The sequence below is a fragment of the Virgibacillus sp. NKC19-3 genome (assembly GCF_019837165.1).
Lineage (GTDB): Bacteria > Bacillota > Bacilli > Bacillales > Amphibacillaceae > Virgibacillus_L > Virgibacillus_L saliphilus.
In genome coordinates, this window is the sequence record NZ_JAGYHC010000001.1 from 3,335,864 (window position 1) to 3,354,779 (window position 18,916).

Below are 18,916 nucleotides of genomic sequence, written 5' to 3' on the forward strand. Positions count from 1 at the left end.
TTTTATATAACGATTTTAAATTAGAAAGGGGTTGTAAGCGATGTCAACTAAAAATAATATTCCAAATAATTCCGATAATAAATTCGAAAGAGTCTTATCACGAACCGAAGTTTTTTTTCTGGCTATTGGTTCAATGGTAGGTTGGACATGGGGTGTCTTATCAGGCGAATGGATCCTCTCTGCTGGATCATTAGGAAGTGTAATTGCCTTTGCTATAGGTAGTATTTTAATCATTTTTGTTGGACTCGCTTATGCTGAGTTAGCTTCTGCAATGCCAAAGGTTGGAGGCGAAATTGTATATGTTCATCGAGCTATGGGCTATAAATTGTCTTTTATCGTAGCTTGGATGCTTGTCTTAGGATATCTGTCCGTAGTTGCGTTTGAAGCTGTCGCTCTCCCCAATGTAGTAAATTATATTGTTCCAAATTTTGATTTAGGATATTTATGGACGATAGCAGGATGGGATGTTTATCTTTCATGGGTCATAGTAGGAGTTTTCGGCGCTATTGTAATTACCTTTATTAACTATATAGGTATTAGGCTTGCTGTAATCGTACAAGTTGTCTTTTCTGCAGCTATTCTAGGGGTAGGAATTTTACTTATTTTTGGTTCTGCTATAAATGGCGACCCAGGAAAGCTTCAGCCTCTTGTAGTTGATGGTTTTTCCGGTATTACTGCTGTAATGGTAATGGTTCCTTTTTTATTTGTAGGATTTGATGTAATTCCTCAAGTGGCAGAAGAAATTAATATGCCTTTTAAAAAAATAGGTAAAATCATGATGACAGCGATAGTGATTGTAGTTTTGTTTTATATGTGTATTGCAGTTGGAGTTTCTCTTGCATTAGATCATAATGCACTAATCAGTAGTGAGCTTGTTTCTGCAGATGCGATGACAGCCTTGTTTGGTTCGGATATTTTTGGATATATATTAATTGTTGGTGGTTTAGCTGGAATTATCACAAGTTGGAACGCTTTAGTAATTGGGGCTACTCGAGTCTTATATACGATGGCGCAATCAGGAATGATCCCATCATGGTTTGGAAAGCTACATCCTAAATATAAAACACCCAGTAATGCTATTCTTTTTACAGGAGTGGTAGGCATCATTAGCCCTTTTTTTGGTGACCCTGTTTTAAATTGGGCAGTCAATTCTGGTGGACTCGCAATCGTAATAGCTTTTCTATTAGTTTCCATATCATTTATTATACTTCGAAAAAAAGAACCACATATGGAAAGACCTTATAAAGCAGGAAATAGTAATTTTGTTGGATGGCTTGCATCAATATTTAGTATATTTTTTATTATACTATATTTACCAGGAATGCCATCAGCACTTTCATGGCCAGCTGAATGGATAATAATACTAGGCTGGTTTCTAATAGGATTATATTTTCTTCTTAGACTTGATTCAAATAAGCAACATATAAATAATTCTTAGTGATTCATGGTTATCTGCTGACTAATTGCTGCTTAATATACGATCTTCATTTTCAAAACGCTAGATAATTTCAAGAGATACCGTACACATTATAGTCTTCATGTTATCGTTCAACAAAAATTAGTTCTTTTTCCTTTGACATATAGAATAATAAGTAATGAGCCCGTTTCCTCAAAGCCTTACGTACCACGTGGGCAACTGAGTAGAGAAAAAAGGGCTCATTACTTTTGGCATATACGTTTTGTTATATACAGATTTCATTGCAATAAATTTGCAATGCCTAATGAGCGCTTCTATCTATTGGATGTGTCTCCGTTCATTGCAGTTGACCTTCCAATGGTTCGCAAAAATCGAACCATTTTTTCTAGAAACTATTTTAGTATAAAGGAAAAATCTAAATAATATCCAATGGCATTTTCCTTATCGGCGCAGGAAATTCCGCGTCTATTAACTGCATTTCTTCCTCCGATAACTGAATGGACGTGGCATCAATATTTTCCTGAATATGCTTCTTATCACTGGACTGCGGGATGGAGAGGACATCACCATGCCGAATTGTCCAAGCCAGCATAATTTGAAACACTGTTGCATGATGCTGATTTGCAATTTCTTGAAGTACGTTGTTGTCTATTATGTTATCCCCTCTTGTGTCTCCTTGAGCAATTGGAGAATAGGCAATGACTGGAAGCGACTTTTTCCTTTGCCATGGCAATAAATCATATTCAATCCCTCTGCTGGCTACGTTATACAGTACTTGATTTGCCGCACAATTCTTTCCACCTACTATTTTCCACATTTCCTTCATATCTTTAATGTCAAAATTGGAGACGCCCCAAGAACGTATGCGACCATCCTTTACATACCTTTCAAGGGATTGAATGGTTTCTTCTAGTGGTGTGCTGCTTTTCCAATGTAGCAAATATAAATCTAAATAATCTGTACCTAACAATTGTAGTGAATGCTCCAAGGCTCGTTCCAGTTCTGGTTCCTGCGCATGGAATGGATAGAACTTGGAGATCAAGTACATACCCTCTCTTTTCACATCTTGGATAGCCTCACCAATAAGAGCTTCTGAATTTCCTTCTCCATACATTTCAGCAGTATCGATTACTTCAATACCATTTTCCAGTCCATATCTTAGTGCCTCTATTTCTTGATTTCGTTTTGACGGACTATCTCCCATATGCCAAGTTCCCATGCCAATAGGAAATAGATCTTCTTTTCCTAATTGAACCATTCGATAACACCCCTTTTACTTTCGTTTACTCCTACTTCTTCATTATTCCCTTGTAAAAATGGATATAAACGATAAGCTTGATCGTTTTACTATCCATCTCGAACTGTCAATCGTTTCAATATAGACGACATTAATTGTTACAGGAAATCTGAAGGAACAGCAGTACATATTGATATCATGAAAAAAGAGCATTGATGGAAAGCTTTTTGTGTAGTTTATTGCGCTTTATGTTTCTATATTATTGGGATAGAACGTTATTTATTTTTTGAAGTGCCCAGTCTATTTCTTCTTTATTGATAACCAATGGCGGGGCAAATCGGATGGTGCTATCATGTGTTTCTTTACATAACACGCCTTCTTCCTTTAACTTTTCGCAATACTCTCGAACAGGATGATTGAACTCTACACCGATGAACATACCGCGCGCACGTACTTCCTTTAATTCAGAGTTATTAATTTTTTGTAACGCGCCTGCGAAGTATTCACCCATTTCGCGTGATTTTTGAACTAAGTTTTCCTCTTCAATCACATCTAGTGCTGCTAATGATATAGCGCATGCCAATGGGTTTCCTCCAAAAGTGGAGCCATGAGAACCTGGTGTAAAAATGTCCATGATATCCTTATTAGCAGCTATCGCGGATACCGGGAATACCCCACCTCCTAAGGCTTTCCCCATAACAAAAATATCCGGAACTACATCTTCCCACTCACAGGCAAACATTTTTCCAGTACGCCCTAGACCTGTTTGCACTTCATCTGCTATGAATAACACATTATTTTCATTACAAATACGGCGGATCTCTTTTAAATAACCATCTGGCGGAATAATAATGCCTGCTTCTCCTTGGATTGGTTCCACGATAATAGCAGCTGTGTTAGGCGTAATAGCTTCCTGGATGGCATCAATGTTGCCGTATTCGACCTTGTTTATGTTTGGTACGAACGGACCGTAGTCCTTTTTTGCATCCGGATCATTGGACAGGGAAATCGCGTTTAACGTTCTTCCGTGAAAGTTTCCTTTAGCAGCAATGATTTCTGCTTTATTATCTTCCACACCCTTTACCTGGTATGCCCAACGACGCGCTGCTTTTATTGCTGTTTCAACAGCTTCCACACCTGTATTCATCGGCAGTACTTTATCTTTGGCTGTCAATTCTGCAACTCTTTTTGTCCATGGTCCAAGTATTTTGTTATGGAAAGCGCGAGATGTAAGGGTTACCTTGCCTGCTTGTTTTTCCAACGCAGCAATAATCTTCGGATGGCGGTGTCCTTGGTTCACCGCAGAATAGGCGCTCAACATGTCCATGTATTTATTGCCTTCCGGATCCTTCACCCAAACTCCTTCAGCTTCCTCTACGACAATCGGTAATGGGTGGTAGTTGTGCACACCATATTGCTCTGTTTGTTCAATAACTTGTTGTGATGATAAGTTAGTCATTTTTGGCCTCCTCATGATTTATTGTTACTAAGACTCCCACTCTGCATAGGTTATTAATCTTTTCCCCATTTTAAAATGTTTCAGGAATGTTTTTATTCCTTGGGGCGTATGCGATTTTCCTGCATCATCCCTATACCAAATACGATTTTTCAAACATACTCTCCAATACTTTCCTAAGAACCAATGGCGTCTGAACAAAGGCACTTTTCTTATGCAATCGCTCTGTCAATTTATGCGCATCCTTTCCAAACGGACCTATATTTAATACTGGAGCCTGCAATTCCTGCATTTTCTTAAACGGGATCGTATACAAATAGTTCCACACTGGACTGTTATTTTGATATGCTTTCCAGCCAACATCATGTTTGTCATAATTCACATAGCTTAAATCAGAGATCCCATTAAAATAATGTATCTGTTTTGCTTTCACACCAAATTCATTCTGTAGCGCTTGCCTTGTCAAGCTAATTTTATCCTGTACAAGCGAGTCTTCTGTCGAATTAATTGCTGGATAGTATGGTGGTGCATAGAATAATATCGTTGCCGGAGCAAGCTCTTGGCAGTGCGCCATCAATTGATCGCAAATTTCAATAGAGATCTCCCGCTCATCCAACTCTACTTGTGACATTATTTTTTGTTTAATCCCTTCTACCTTTTCTGCCCCCAGTTTATCCTGGGCATAAGACAATAACTCATGATACTCGAGTACGTCTAATTTAAAATTCAACTCAATATTCTCTCGTTTGCAAATAGCCTCATATTCCCTTTGGCATTCAGACATAGCATCAAGTGCAACTTGGTGAAAAGTATTCATAATGTCTGTTGCATTTTGCTTCATTAAAAAAACATTGTATAATGCCGCAACATGATTCGAAGTTTGTGTGGAATAATCTGATTTCAGGTCATTATTTTTCAAGGTAATCGGTAAGGGTGTACGCTCGCCATATACTGTTTCTTCAAATTCCGGATTAAATTCCATTTTTCTTGTTAAAAAGCTTGCCATGTAATGAGCGTTTATGCCACTTAGCGGTTCACCTGCATGGGTTTCACGACCATAAAATAATGCAGATGGCATGATTTTTCCAATCGTCCCTGAATAAATATAGTATTGTTCATCCTGAGGGTGCATAGAAAAACTTGGTTCACTGTTTAAGAACAAGGCATACTCCAGGTTAAATCGATCACGTATGTCAACAAGCCCATTTACAGCTGCAAGCATCCCACTGGAGCCAACTTCCTCATCTGGTACGGTGAGTAAAATTAAATTGATCGGCCAATTTTCGATACTGGCAGCTTCAAGTAAATGCAAATGCAGTACTAAGCCCATTTTCATATCCATCGTCCCACGACCAAATAAATATTCATCGGATGCAATATCTGCTTGTGCACTCTCTGGTAAGCTATCGATCATTTCTTTAAATCGTTCTGTCAATTGTTGCGGCATGAATGCTAAATCGCCAATAGCACCGAATTCCTCGGTATGTACCGTGTCAAAATGGCTGATTAACACAACGGTTTTTTTCACATTTTCCTTTTTATACAAGGCGGTAACCGCTTTTCGGCCTTTACCTGCATTATGAAATTGAATATGCTCTTCATGATTTTGAAAATAGTCCAATTCCATTAATTTATCTTTTATCTTAGTAGAAAACGCGATTTCGCCATCTGTCCCGGTACGGCTGTCCTGGCTGACGATTTCACATAATAGATCCTTTAATTGTTGCTCGTATTGCCATTTCATATTGTAACCCTCCCTGTCATGAGAATGAATGCTTTCTATTTTTCTTTATTATCGTAATAACTCAGAAAGCGTTTCTCGACGTTATACATGTGAATTCGCATTTTATCCCTGGCCAGAACGACATCTCGTTTTTCGAGTGCTTTAACAATTTCCAAGTGCTCCTCATATGCTTCCTTTGCACTCTTTGGAACTGTGCTTGACAAAATTAAGAAAGCTCGGTTAACACCCGTATTGATGCGGTGAATTATTTTTTTCAGCTCGCTATTATCGTTGTAGGATGCTAAGATCAAATGGAATTCCCGGTCAAGCTCGATAAACTCATTGTATTTATCCTCGTTGATTGCAGTTAGTTGATTTTCCAACTTAGTGTGTAATTCCTTAAGAAGTTCATCAGAAACTTTTGCAATAATTTTCTCGATATTATATATCTCCAATAAGTTACGAAGTTCCATATACTCCAATGAATTTTCTTTTGTAAAACTTGCTACAAGTGCTGGGGCACTTTTTTGTTGGATAATCAAACCTTCCGAGGTCAATCGACCTAAAGCATCCCGTAAAGGAGTTCGGCTTATGCCTAAATCTTTCGCCAGCCTTTCTTCCGGCAATAGTTCGCCATCTTTTAAATCTCCGTTCGTAATCGCTTGTTTAATGATTCGGTAAGCCTGGTCTGCCAAAGTTTCACTTTGAATAACTTTTTTCATCACATCTCACCTCACCTTATTTGTATACTGTATACAAATAGTATAGTATAATACAGCTTTTGTAAACACTTACACCAATAATGATAGAATATTATTGTTTCGTAAACGAATATATGAAATTTGTATAAAGTTTTCTTCACTCCTCCTCCTAAAACTCCAAAACACAGTGGCTCTTTGTGTATGACAAGCATGCACTAAGTATATGGCTATCTAGAACGTAAAGTGGTAAAATTATATTATTAAAATGCCTTACAAAATGATAGATTTATGGATAGATAATTCCATTAATTCCTTGTTTTTAAATTATAGTTGACTTTTAACTCGAAACAAGTTAGTATACAGTATACCATAATGAAGATAAAGAGATAGGGGGTACATATAATTATTAATTAAATTTCAGAAATGAAAGCGTTAACTCTTATGAAAATACCTTTTAACAATAGGGACTGAAGAAAAATAATCAGTTTATGAACTGTTATTTACGTCAAGGTTCAAAAGGATGGTTTAGTTTCATGAAACCGAAAGAAAAAACATTAAACAGGCAGGAGGAATAGAAAATGTTCAAAAATGCTATTGTAAAAAAACCAGGTGAAAGTTACATTAATGGCTTAACTACAAGTGACTTAGGTTCTCCAGACTATGATCTATTATTACAACAACATGAAGCTTATATAAAGGCATTAGAAAAGTGTGACGTTACCATTACAGATTTACCAGCAAATGAGGAATTTCCTGACTCTACATTTGTCGAAGATACAGCAGTATTAACGAAAGAATTTGCAATTATTTGTAATCCAGGGGCATCATCACGAAATAGAGAAACTGAAGAAATGGTACCTGTATTGAAGAATTTTTATAGTTTGTTTCACTATATTCAAGCACCCGGGTATGTTGATGGTGGAGATGTTTTACAAATTGATAATAAATTCTATATTGGTTTATCTGATCGTACCAATCGTCATGGCGCAGAACAATTTAAAGCAATTGTGGAGCAGTATCAATATGAAGCAGTTATTGTTCAATTAGAAGAGTTCTTTCATTTAAAAACAGGTATTGCTTATATAGGAAATGATACCGTTGTTGTTGGGGGAGAATTTATCGATCACCCATTATTCAACGGCTATAAAAAAATAATCGTGCCAAAAGAGGAAGAGTATGCATCTAACTGTATTCGCGTTAATGACTACGTTATTATGCCAGAAGATTTTACGACTACAATCTCTAAAGTTGAAAATGCAGGCTTTAATGTAATTGAGGTGCCAATGTCTGAGTTTCAAAAGCATGATGGTGGCTTAAGTTGTTTATCGTTACGATTCTAACATAAATAAAAAGGGTGAACCAAGATGAGAAAAAATATCTTTCTATTATGCTTTCTATCTCTTATGGTTCTGTTAGTGTCATGTTCTGCTAGTGATAGTAGTGGGGAGGTATCAACAGACGAAGCAGAATTTGTATTACGTTTACCACATATTGTGTCAACTGATAACCCAGCGCATATTGCAGCATTGGATTTTCAAGAAGAAGTTGAGGAAGAATCTGATGGAAGGATAGAAGTACAGATTTTTCCGAATGGGGAACTATATGATTCCGATCGTGAATTAATTGAAGCGTTACAACTCAATAATATTGAGATAAGTTTAGTTGGAGCTCCTTCTTTAGGTAATTTTGATGAGCGTTTTTATGTGCTTGATTTGCCATTTTTATTTGAGGATCGGGAAGCCCCTAGACAAGCATTAGCAGGAGAATTGGGCGAAGAACTATCCAATGGTCTTGAGGACATAAATTTAAAGGTACTTGGATATGGCTACGATGGTTTTCGCCATGTATTAAATAGTCAACATCCAATAGAAACACTTGAAGACATGAATGGGTTACAACTTCGAGTTCAAGAATCTGAAATACAAGAAGAAATGTTTAATGCTCTTGGTGCAAATGCTTCTCCACTAGCATATGGAGAACTATATAGTGCACTTCAGCAAAATGTTTATGATGGAATGGACAGCCCATTGGGATTGGTAGATTCCGGATTATTTTATGAAGTTCAAGATTATTTATCATTAACTTACCATCAATATTCTGGTCTTATCTTTCTAATGAGTCAAGAGCGCTTTAATCAACTTCCAGAAGATTTACAAGATATAGTTGTCACTGCAGCGGCGGATATGGAAGATAATTATTATGATTTGGTCGATGAAGCGGAAGATACAATACGACAAGAAATGGAAGATGATAATTTAATTGAAATCAATGAGATCAGTAAGGGAGAACGTCAAAGACTTATAGAAGCAGTTCAACCAGTTTACGATCAGTTTGCTGAAATTGTTGGTGAGGATTTGGTTGATATGGCAAAAAATACTGATGAGTAAGTATTTTCAGTGGAAGCATTTGCATTCCTTTTCAACAATCCATGAGGAGGCAAGGCATTGAAACTTAAGAAATTAATTGATGTTGAAATTGAAAAATGGCTATTGATCATTAGCTTTATTTTTCTCATATTATTGGTACTCGTCCAAGTGCTTGCACGATATATTTTTAGTGTTCCAGTTGGTTGGAATGCTGAATTATCCAGGTATTTATTAATCTGGATTACTTGGATTAGTGCAAGCTATGCCATTAGAATGCGAGAACATATCCGAATTACATTATTGGTGGACAGGTTTTCGCCAAAAGGCAAGAAAATAACGGAACTGTTTGTCATTTTTGTTTGGTCGGCATTTGCCTTTGCAATGGCTTTTGTCGGAACAGAAGTTGTGTTATCAACGCAAATGCTTGGTCAACAAACGTCCAGTTTGGGGATTCCGATGTGGATTGTCTATATAATCATTCCACTTAGTGGGGTTTTGATGATAATTCGATTGGTACAGCAAGTTTATTTTATCATTAAAGATAAAGTAGAACTAACAAATTAACCTTAATCTATTAAGGAGTAGTTATAAATGACTATGTTACTTTTATTTGGAAGTCTCCTAATACTTATATTGTTAAGTGTACCAATTGGTATAGCAATTGGGATCGCTTCAATGCTTACTATATTAGTATCTGACACGATTAATATGACTATGCTTATTACAAGATTATTTAGCTCTTTAGATTCATTTCCTCTACTTGCGATTCCATTTTTTATGTTTGCGGGTTTGTTAATGGGAAGGGGAGGTATATCAAAGCGAATATTAACCTTGGCTAATCAACTTGTAGGGTGGATGGTTGGTGGTCTTGCTATGGTAACCATCGTTGCCTGTACATTTTTTGCAGCATTATCTGGTTCTGGGCCGGCAACTGTTGCAGCCATTGGATCATTTATGATTCCTGAGATGAAAAAGAAACAATATGATCCTGGTTTTGCTTCTGCTTTGACTGCAGCTGCAGGAAGTATCGGTGTTTTAATTCCACCAAGTATTCCGCTCATCTTATATGGTGTAATTAGTGGAACTTCCATTGGAGAATTATTTAAGGCGGGGATTTTACCGGGATTATTAATTGGTGTCGTATTAATGGTTTTTTCATATATTGCAATTAAAAAAGATGGAACTATAGTGACTGAGAAGACCGATTATTCATTTAAAACACTACTAAGATCAATATATGATGCGAAATGGGCTTTGTTGGCACCTGTTATTATAATAGGTGGAATATACGGAGGGTTTTTTACCCCTACGGAAGCTGCAGTCATTGCAATCGTTTATGCATTTCTTATTGGAACATTTGTACATAAAGACTTAAAGTGGCAAGAAATTAATGAAAGTTTGACCGAAACAATTCATTTAACGGGGGCAACGATGTATATGATAGGTACATCGATTGCATTTGCCTATTTGCTTTCAACTGAGCAAATTCCTATGAAAATTGCCAACATGATTACATCTCTTACATCCAATGAGATTATTATTATATTACTAATTAATTTATTTTTATTACTTGTTGGTGCATTTGTGGATACGATACCAGCTTTGGCAATGCTAACACCGATATTATTACCAATTACAACTGCAATTGGCGTAGATCCAATTCATTTTGGTGTCATTATGGTTATGAACTTAGCACTTGGTTTTATTACACCGCCATTTGGTGTTAATTTATATATAGCATCGTCGGTTGGACAAACCCCTATTGAGAAAATGTTTAAGTCAATGGTACCAATTATTCTATTTATGATTGCAGCGTTATTAATTGTAACATACGTCCCAACCATATCACTTTTATTTACTAATGAATAAGAAAGGATAGATAGAAATGAGACATTTATTAAACAAAAATGTACGAAATATTGAAATGTCTGGTATACGTAAAGTTTCTAATAAGGTAGATCGCTCTCCTGATGTGATTAACTTAACTTTTGGCCAACCCAATTTTGATACACCTGAATATATTAAAGAAGCTGGCATTCAAGCAATTAAAGATGGACATACCGGATACACTGAAACAGCAGGTTTACTGGAATTAAGAGAAGCAGCTTGTCATTATATGAATCGGCAATATAATCTAACTTTTGACCCAAATGAAGAAGTTCTTGTAACAGTAGGTGCAAGTGAAGCTTTAGATATTACCTTCCGTACAATATTAAATGAAGGTTCGGAAGTAATCATTCCAACTCCAGCGTATCCTGGATATGAACCATTAGTGCAAATGTGCAATGGAGTATCTGTTTATGTAGATACGACAAGCAATGAATTTAAACTAACAGCTAACCTTATTGAAAAGCATTTAACAGATAAAACCAGAGCTATTGTCTTACCTTATCCTAATAACCCAATGGGATCATTATTAACAAAATCTGAAATAAGGGATATTGCTGATCTTCTGGCAGGAAAAGAAATATTTATTGTTGCGGACGAAATATATAGTGAATTAAACTTTGAGGAAGATCATATGTCGATTGGGGAAATTGATAAAGTTAAGAATCAATCCATCATTATAAATGGATTATCTAAATCACTTGCTATGACAGGTTGGAGAATCGGGTTTGCTTTTGCACCAAACTATTTAATTGAAGAATTTAATAAAATCAAATCATTTAATACCATATGTGCTCCATCCATAAGTCAATATGCTTCAGTTATAGCATTAAAAAGTGAAAAAAATAATGACGAAGTATTGAGGATGAAAATTGACTATAAAAAAAGAAGAGATTATGTGTATAACCGTATTGTAAAAATGGGATTAGAAGTTATCCCACCTAATGGGGCATTTTATATCTTTCCGTCGATAAAAAAGACAGGTCTTTCCTCTACAGAATTTATGGATGGCCTTTTAGAAGAAGAAAATGTTGCGATCATACCGGGAAATGCTTTTACTGAACATGGTGAAGGATTTATTCGGATTTCATATGCACAATCTTTTGATCAATTAGAAAAAGGATTGGATGGCATCGAACGATTTGTTTCTAAAAAAATCTAAATTATAGGAAGAGAATTATATGAAACCTATGTAACATACTCCGAAATCTATATTTACTGAACAAAGGTGGAAAGATAAATGGAATCATTAAGTTGTAAAAAAGTATGGTTACTTGATGGTGCTGGATTAGACCATTCAAAAGAGATTGAACATTATGAGGCTAATAATATTGACTATCTTATTTCAACTAAAGAGAGTATGAATGAAGATTTCTATAGTTTTGGAAGAGATGCTGATGTTCTTGTGGCAGAAGCGAGTATTTTAATAGACGAAAAACTTATCAATCAACTTTCTTCATGTAAAGGGATTGTGTCATTCGGTACTGGATATAATCATATAAATATTCGAGCAGCTCAGAAAAGAAATATTGTTGTTTGTCATTTAAACTATTGTAGTGAAGAAGTGGCCGATCATACATTATCGCTTATTCTCATGTTACTTCGTAGATTATCTGCTTATGATAAAAATCTTAAATCGGGAATTTGGAATTCAATAAGTGCAAAGCCAATTCATCGTTTTCGCAATGTAACAATTGGATTATTAGGATTTGGAAAAATTGCGCAGAAGGTGGCAACCCGGCTTCTTCCTTTTGGTTTTAAAATTATAGTTCATGATGAATATGTAGACCAAAGCTTATTTCAAAAACATGGTGTAACACCCGTGTCGTTAGACAAATTATTACAACAATCAAATGTCCTTAGCCTGCATGTTCCATTAACAAAAGAAACAAGTAATTTATTGAATAAGGAAAACATGAGAACTTTGCCGGAGAATGCAATAATTGTAAATACTTGCCGTGGAGGAATTATTGACGAGGATGCTCTTGTTCAATTAATAAAAGAGGAACATCTTTCTGGAGCAGGTTTGGATGTTTTCCTTTCCGAACCCCCAGATATGACACAGGAACTATTTTTAATGGATGAAATCATATTAACTCCACATGCTGGGTACTATTCTTTGGAATCCATCGAGGAAATGCAAACACAAAGTGCAGATAGTGCCATCAAAATTATGAAAAATGAAAAACCGGCTTATACAGTTTAATGTATTCATACAAACATGGATGAATCATAACGGAAGCAGCCACCTGGATGAACATGCTCCCTAGGAAAAATTAAACAATTAAACGTTTGCAAAATCTGTTGGTATTAGGCATGGCCTAATACCAATAGATTACAGAAAAAATTTATATATGGTTAGTCAAAGAGTGTTGTATTTATATGACATAAACTCTGTAGGTTTATCACCTTCGAGTTTAGTTACTACTCCATTACCACCAACATTTGTATGAACTTTATGTCCTAAATTATCATGAAAAGATAATTCAGGATTTTGATGAAGATAACGTCTAATTTCTATAATCTCGGGGCTGTCGTATAAATATTCCCACACTTACTCAAAATAAAGTTTCGGACTCTTTCCCTTTCTTTTTTTAAAAATCTTACTAAACTGAGCATAGTTCGGATAACCTACCATGTCCGCCACGATCTTCAATGGGAGCTTTTTCTCATGAATAATCTCAATCGCCCGGTTTAAACGGAAATCAATCAAATAATCCGTAAAGCTTACACCCACTTTTTCCTTAAATAATGTACTTAAGTAAGATCGTGATACGTTCAATATTTCAGTCAAATCATTCAGCGAGATATCCTCCCCATAATGCAAGCTAATATATTTTTGGATAAAATCAATATAATCCTCTTGCGTATGGACCCCATTAATTATTTTTTGAATCAGTTCATTATGTTTTACATCATTTGTCGTTTTAAACGATTGCGTGACCTCTGCGATCAATTGCTCAGCAGGAATTCGCTCAATGGCTGATCCGCCAATATATCCGTCAACCATCGTCCGATCATAGATGAACTGTACATCTTGGGGTTGGTTAAGCGGCCCACCGTACACCATCGTGATAACGTACGGATTCCGTGACTTGCACATTTGTGATATTTCCATAACAGTCCGTTTTGCCCATTGCAGGGACTTTATCTGTTTTCCACCTAACACGCCGCCAGTCGTCAATCCAAGATGAATGCATATGACATCCGCTCCGGCATCCAGCATATCAATAGCCTGCTGTTCGTTAAATACAAATGCAACAGTGAAAAGCCCTTCCTTATTCGCCAATCGAATGGCTTCTACTTCCATTGCATAGGTAATTCCTTCTTCTTCCAAAGCTTCACGAAACTGTCCACCAATCAGCCCAATGGTGGGATAATTATTTACGCCGGCAAATCCTCTTGCCTTAATATCTTTGATATAGTCCTCCAAATCAATCCCCGGATCTGTCGCCGATAAACCAAATATAATAGGAATATGCTTCATTGTAGGAAGTAACTCTTTAGAGGCAAATTCCATCACAACCTGATTGCTACTCGCAATCGGCAAATACCCCGCAAGTGAACTAATTCCTTTCTGTCGAAAAATCCCCGAGCTTAAAGCCAGGATAAAGTCGGCACCACCGCTTTCCGCATACTTTGCCGTTAAGCCTGACCCGGCCGCTACACCAATTAAATGAAGCTGTTTCTTTATTTGCTTTTGAAACTGACCAAGAATGTGCTGCTTATCCATCTCATCATTTCCTTTTTCTCGCCGGGACAAAATGCTCCTTCATTTCTCCCTCTGTTGTAATTTCCAGACAGTTTAATCGGTTCCCCATCGCACAGCCTCCATCAATTCCTATCTTGTCATCAGAAAACCAGACATTCGCTTTCCCGTGGATCTTCGTTGTCATCGTATGACCAAAAATAACTCGTTTACCTACATTGGTGGGATCATTCACAAATAATTCCCGAATAGATAAAAAGTCCTCGAGAGGCTGGGACTTCCAATCAACACTATTTGGATTCAAGCCAGCGTGCACAACAATAAAATGTTCATCTTCATAAAAATACGCTGTCTCATTGATAAAAGCAACGTGGTCGGCATACTTCTCTCGCATAGAAGGTATAATGTCCTTTATAGATTCTTTTTTGGCATCATAACCATAACTTGCAAGCGTCTCCACGCCTCCATAGGATAAAAACAAATCGTAAACATCCAGATTACCATCTTGAATGAGCGTCCGAAACCGCTCATCATGGTTTCCTCTTAAGACAACGACATGTTCATGTTTGGCCAAAAACATGATCCTATCCACCACTTCTCTGCTTTTCGGACCTCGATCCACATAATCTCCTGCTAAAACCAATCGGTCTTTATTCGGCATATAACTCACAATCTCCAGCAAATCCATGAATTCTTCCAAACAACCATGAATATCACTGATCACGAAAGTTCGCACTATCAGCCCTCCTGCATAAAACCGGCATTCTTTAATAATCCTCGAAAACATATTAGAAACCACAATAAAATATTGAATCAATCAATAAAACATTTTAATTTACAAAAAAGGTGCCTCCTTCTATTATAAGGCACCTTCTTTAAACATGTTAGGCTGTCTTACTTTTTAATCGTTTTAAATGTTTCCGTTTGCTCTCGAATTCCTTTTTCCGCAGCAAAACGTTCAATACTGGAAGCACCAAAAAATCCAACAATTCCATCTACGCGTTCAATAACATAAGCAGCATCATCAGGTTCAGCAATCGGCCCGCCGTGGCAAATGGCCATAATGTCAGGATTTACAGAACGTCCGGCATCCACAATCTTTTGGATTCGCTCTACACAATCATCTAACGTTAAAGCTGTTTTCGCTCCAATCGTCCCTTTTGTGGTTAATCCCATATGCGCTACTAAAATATCCGCACCAGCGTCCGCCATTTTCACTGCTTGTTCCTCATCAAATACATATGGGGTGGTTAGCATATCCAATTCATTTGCTTTGCGAATCATATCTACTTCTAAGTCATAACCCATTCCTGTTTCTTCCAAATTTTGACGGAATACCCCGTCGATTAACCCAACAGTCGGGAAGTTTTGTACGCCACTGAATCCTTGGTTTTTTAATTGTTCCAAAAAGACTTCCATGACGCGAAATGGATCCGTACCGTTTACCCCTGCAAGTACAGGTGTATCTTTCACTACAGGCAGAACTTCACTGCCCATTTCCACCACAATTTCATTCGCATCTCCGTAGGATAACAGACCTGCTAATGAACCACGACCAGCCATGCGATATCGGCCGGAGTTGTAAATGATTAACATATCCGCGCCTCCAGCTTCACTGCTTTTAGCCGTAATCCCAGTACCTGCGCCAACACCTAATAAAACATTCCCTTTTTCCACTTCTTCCTTGAAACGATTTACAAATTCCCGTCTGGATAACATAATCATTCTCCTTTCTTATTTTCGATCAATGCAATGAGTTTCTCCGCTGCTGCTTCAGCAAATAATGCATTGTTCACATCCATATCGAATTCAAACACTTCTACTTTACGCTTATCTATTTGTTCTTTTAACGTATCAAATAACACCTTGTTTTCTTCGGGACCATGAAAAGCCTGTCCTTCTACATCCAATCCGGAAAGCCCCTTCAATGGTAACAGCAATGCCGTGGCGCCTTCTGCCATGTTTAATTTCTCTGCCATTTTTTCACCAAATTGCTTATTCTCTTCCATTGTGGTACGCATTAATGTGACGGTTGGATTGTGCTTGTAAAACTGTCGTCCTGCAAATTGTTCCGGTACTGATTCATATGGTCCAAAGTTTACCATATCCAATGCTCCAACAGAAACAACTTGAGGGATATTATTTTTCGCAGCCATTTCTAATCGATGTGGACCGGCATTCAATACGCCTCCCACAATCTCATCTGCCCACTCGGTAGTCGTGATATCCAGGACACCATCTATAAATCCTTGCTCGATTAAATCCTCCATTGCTCGCCCTCCAACACCGGTCGCATGGAAAATAAGCACTTCATAGCCTTTGCTCTCTAAATAGCTTTTTGCATGATTAACGCAAGGAGTCGTCAGTCCAAACATCGTAGCTGCAATCAATGGCTTTTTCTCCACTTCGATGTCACTCTCATAACTTAGCATTCCCGCAATTGCATAAACCGCATTGGAAAATATCTTCGTAGAAATCGTATTTAAACCTGCGACATCGACAATGGAAGGAATCATGACGATATCACTCGTACCAACATAGGGTTTTGTATTTCCGGAAGCCAAAGTGGAAACCATTACTTTCGGCACCCCTACAGGTAATGCCTGCATACCAGGGGTAACAATAGATGTACCACCACTTCCGCCAAAGGATAGTATCCCATCAAACTTACCTGCTTGATACAATTTGGGGACAAGGGTTTTCATTCCTTTTGCTAAGACTTCTGTAGCTTTCGCACGATCTTTTGCCGCAGTAATCTTCTTCCCATCTTCTCCTGCCGCTTCCATAATTTCCTCATTCGATACATCCGGTTCAAATTCTGGTTCAAACACCCCGGTGTTCATGGTAAAGGTGTTAAACCCAAGCGATTCGATTAATTCTTTTACATAAAGATATTCTTTCCCTTTCGTATCCAATGTTCCAGCTAAAGCAATTGTCTTCGCCATATAAATCCTCCTCTTTATTCCATAGAAATAGCGCTATCATTCTATACATTAATGATAACGCTTTCGAAAGGGAAAGTTAATGGCTTTATGTTTGATATTGTTGTGTTTATGTTGTGGATTTATCAACTTAAAGCTCAGCCAAACGTTCATTTAATTTCCGACGCTTGGACGCTTATGGAATAAACGAGAAATCACTGCTAAAAATAATGATTATTATCATCTTAACCCTATTTTATATCATCTTTTGTTATACGACACATACACAAAATAGTACTGCATAATATATATAAAAGAACAAATGAGGATGAGCCCAATGGAAAATAAAACCAACTATATTGCCAGTCGCTATCTTTCAAAGACAAAATCGCCTAATAAAAGGGTTATTAATGGGTACCACATACGTAAAGGAAGGAGAATTGCGCAGCCATTTAGTACATTCTTCCCAGAACAGGCAGACATTAGAAAGAAAACCACTGATTACCATTAATTAATCAGTGGTTTTTAACCTTATACCTTTGTTCATATAATTCATTTATCGTTCGTGCTCTCTTTTTTTTATTGGATTTTTCTATAACTCCATACCTCTTTAAAACATTTTTTTCCTGAGGAGACATCTTCTTTTGCTCATCCTTAACACTACTTGTTTTTGCTAATGACATAGAGATTCCTCCTTTCTTATATTGTACCACATTATTGAAACTTAGTCAGTCTCTATTTCATTATCTTCTGTATACATGCCATTTTCGTGGAAAAGCTGTATCATAATTGCTGTATCAAATAATATGACTGCATAGCCAATAATACTTTCTAAGGTTTCTTGATCATATGTATCAAATGGATAATCATATTCACGCCGAACTACAACAGTCGCCTTGTCCGAGTCCTCTCCAACATTTGCTGTACCCAGCAAAAGATTATCACCTTGTATTAATCGATTCTCATAAGTCGTATTTGCTTTTATGATATTCTGACCATTAATAGCTTGGTATAGTTTTCTTTCTCTTCCCTTAAGTTCGGTTGGCTCTAAAACATCAATTTCCAATGTTAATTCATTATTGTATTGAAGGGAATAGTTTTTATAACTATAAGCAAGGAATTGCAGTACCTGTTTAAGGTCCATTAGTTGGTTATCAATAAGATATTTAACATTTTCTGTATGATTATGCAACATGGTTGATGAATACAGAAATTGATTGGCAATTTGCTTTTCCCTTAACGTATTAGAATTAAATTCCAGTTCCATTTTATAGATCCTCAGTCTTTTAAAAGGAACCATGATTAAGAAATGAGCTAAAAAAGTACCAAACAATAACAAAATTGTAACTGTAAGCAAGCCAATAAATATTGGCTGAGCAAAATGTTCCAGTATGGATAATGGATTTTGAAACATTGGATGCTTCCTATAGTAAAGAAATCTTTCAACACCTATTCCCAGGGAAACTAGAATGAAAACTCCCATTATAATAAAGTATATC

General features: G+C 36.8%; 18 protein-coding genes. 8 read left to right on the top strand and 10 right to left on the bottom strand.

Annotated elements, in window-relative coordinates; translation table 11 throughout:
• Positions 1-40 precede the first annotated feature (40 nt).
• A complete protein-coding gene (locus tag KFZ56_RS15935) occupies positions 41-1,438 on the top strand; it encodes an APC family permease (RefSeq protein WP_222643003.1) in 1,398 nt (465 codons plus the stop codon).
• A 394-nt stretch (positions 1,439-1,832) separates the two neighbouring features.
• On the opposite strand, the gene KFZ56_RS15940 is transcribed toward KFZ56_RS15935, so the two are convergent.
• The 4 genes from KFZ56_RS15940 to KFZ56_RS15955 all read right to left on the bottom strand — a co-directional run bounded on the left by KFZ56_RS15940 (position 1,833) and on the right by KFZ56_RS15955 (position 6,555).
• Positions 1,833-2,675: an aldo/keto reductase gene (locus tag KFZ56_RS15940; RefSeq protein ID WP_222643004.1), complete on the bottom strand. Its 843-nt coding sequence runs from the start codon at positions 2,673-2,675 to the stop codon at positions 1,833-1,835.
• 238 nt (positions 2,676-2,913) lie between these two features.
• Positions 2,914-4,113 carry an ornithine--oxo-acid transaminase gene (locus KFZ56_RS15945; RefSeq protein WP_222643005.1) on the bottom strand — a complete coding sequence of 400 codons (1,200 nt, stop codon included), beginning with the start codon at positions 4,111-4,113 and terminating at the stop codon, positions 2,914-2,916.
• A gap of 130 nt (positions 4,114-4,243) precedes the next feature.
• On the bottom strand, positions 4,244-5,854 hold the full coding sequence (locus KFZ56_RS15950; protein ID WP_222643006.1) for a M20/M25/M40 family metallo-hydrolase: 1,611 nt from the start codon (positions 5,852-5,854) through the stop codon (positions 4,244-4,246).
• A gap of 35 nt (positions 5,855-5,889) precedes the next feature.
• A complete protein-coding gene (locus KFZ56_RS15955; RefSeq protein WP_222643007.1) occupies positions 5,890-6,555 on the bottom strand; it encodes a GntR family transcriptional regulator in 666 nt (221 codons plus the stop codon).
• Positions 6,556-7,112: 557 nt separating this feature from the next.
• Here KFZ56_RS15955 and KFZ56_RS15960 point away from each other — a divergent pair.
• The 6 genes from KFZ56_RS15960 (at position 7,113) to KFZ56_RS15985 (ending at position 12,993) form a co-directional block, all read left to right on the top strand.
• Positions 7,113-7,874 carry a dimethylarginine dimethylaminohydrolase family protein gene (locus KFZ56_RS15960; RefSeq protein ID WP_222643008.1) on the top strand — a complete coding sequence of 254 codons (762 nt, stop codon included), beginning with the start codon at positions 7,113-7,115 and terminating at the stop codon, positions 7,872-7,874.
• A gap of 24 nt (positions 7,875-7,898) precedes the next feature.
• Entirely contained in the window at positions 7,899-8,921 is a 1,023-nt protein-coding gene (locus tag KFZ56_RS15965; protein WP_222643010.1) for a TRAP transporter substrate-binding protein, read from the top strand.
• A gap of 57 nt (positions 8,922-8,978) precedes the next feature.
• Positions 8,979-9,464, top strand: coding sequence for a TRAP transporter small permease (locus KFZ56_RS15970; protein WP_222643012.1), 486 nt, complete (start codon positions 8,979-8,981; stop codon positions 9,462-9,464).
• A gap of 27 nt (positions 9,465-9,491) precedes the next feature.
• Entirely contained in the window at positions 9,492-10,769 is a 1,278-nt protein-coding gene (locus tag KFZ56_RS15975) for a TRAP transporter large permease (protein WP_222643014.1), read from the top strand.
• Between the two features lie 16 nt (positions 10,770-10,785).
• Complete coding sequence (locus KFZ56_RS15980) at positions 10,786-11,949, top strand: aminotransferase class I/II-fold pyridoxal phosphate-dependent enzyme (RefSeq protein ID WP_222643015.1); 1,164 nt, start codon at positions 10,786-10,788, stop codon at positions 11,947-11,949.
• 78 nt (positions 11,950-12,027) lie between these two features.
• Positions 12,028-12,993: a C-terminal binding protein gene (locus KFZ56_RS15985; protein ID WP_222643016.1), complete on the top strand. Its 966-nt coding sequence runs from the start codon at positions 12,028-12,030 to the stop codon at positions 12,991-12,993.
• Between the two features lie 348 nt (positions 12,994-13,341).
• Here the strand turns inward: KFZ56_RS15985 and KFZ56_RS15990 are convergent, their stop codons facing one another.
• From KFZ56_RS15990 to KFZ56_RS16005, 4 genes are all read right to left on the bottom strand, one after another.
• Positions 13,342-14,520, bottom strand: a complete 1,179-nt coding sequence (locus KFZ56_RS15990; RefSeq protein ID WP_222643017.1) for a phosphoenolpyruvate hydrolase family protein — start codon at positions 14,518-14,520, stop codon at positions 13,342-13,344.
• A gap of 4 nt (positions 14,521-14,524) precedes the next feature.
• Complete coding sequence (locus tag KFZ56_RS15995; protein ID WP_309228316.1) at positions 14,525-15,232, bottom strand: metallophosphoesterase family protein; 708 nt, start codon at positions 15,230-15,232, stop codon at positions 14,525-14,527.
• A 158-nt stretch (positions 15,233-15,390) separates the two neighbouring features.
• On the bottom strand, positions 15,391-16,215 hold the full coding sequence (locus KFZ56_RS16000; protein WP_375540683.1) for a phosphoenolpyruvate hydrolase family protein: 825 nt from the start codon (positions 16,213-16,215) through the stop codon (positions 15,391-15,393).
• Positions 16,216-16,217: 2 nt separating this feature from the next.
• Positions 16,218-17,441: a Tm-1-like ATP-binding domain-containing protein gene (locus tag KFZ56_RS16005; RefSeq protein ID WP_222643020.1), complete on the bottom strand. Its 1,224-nt coding sequence runs from the start codon at positions 17,439-17,441 to the stop codon at positions 16,218-16,220.
• 313 nt (positions 17,442-17,754) lie between these two features.
• Here KFZ56_RS16005 and KFZ56_RS16010 point away from each other — a divergent pair, with 313 nt between their 5' ends.
• Entirely contained in the window at positions 17,755-17,928 is a 174-nt protein-coding gene (locus tag KFZ56_RS16010) for a hypothetical protein (RefSeq protein ID WP_222643021.1), read from the top strand.
• Positions 17,929-17,932: 4 nt separating this feature from the next.
• On the opposite strand, the gene KFZ56_RS16015 is transcribed toward KFZ56_RS16010, so the two are convergent.
• Together KFZ56_RS16015 and KFZ56_RS16020 are read right to left on the bottom strand one after the other, a co-directional pair.
• Positions 17,933-18,100, bottom strand: a complete 168-nt coding sequence (locus KFZ56_RS16015) for a hypothetical protein (RefSeq protein WP_222643022.1) — start codon at positions 18,098-18,100, stop codon at positions 17,933-17,935.
• 41 nt (positions 18,101-18,141) lie between these two features.
• A complete protein-coding gene (locus KFZ56_RS16020; protein ID WP_222643023.1) occupies positions 18,142-18,831 on the bottom strand; it encodes a hypothetical protein in 690 nt (229 codons plus the stop codon).
• Positions 18,832-18,916 lie beyond the last annotated feature (85 nt).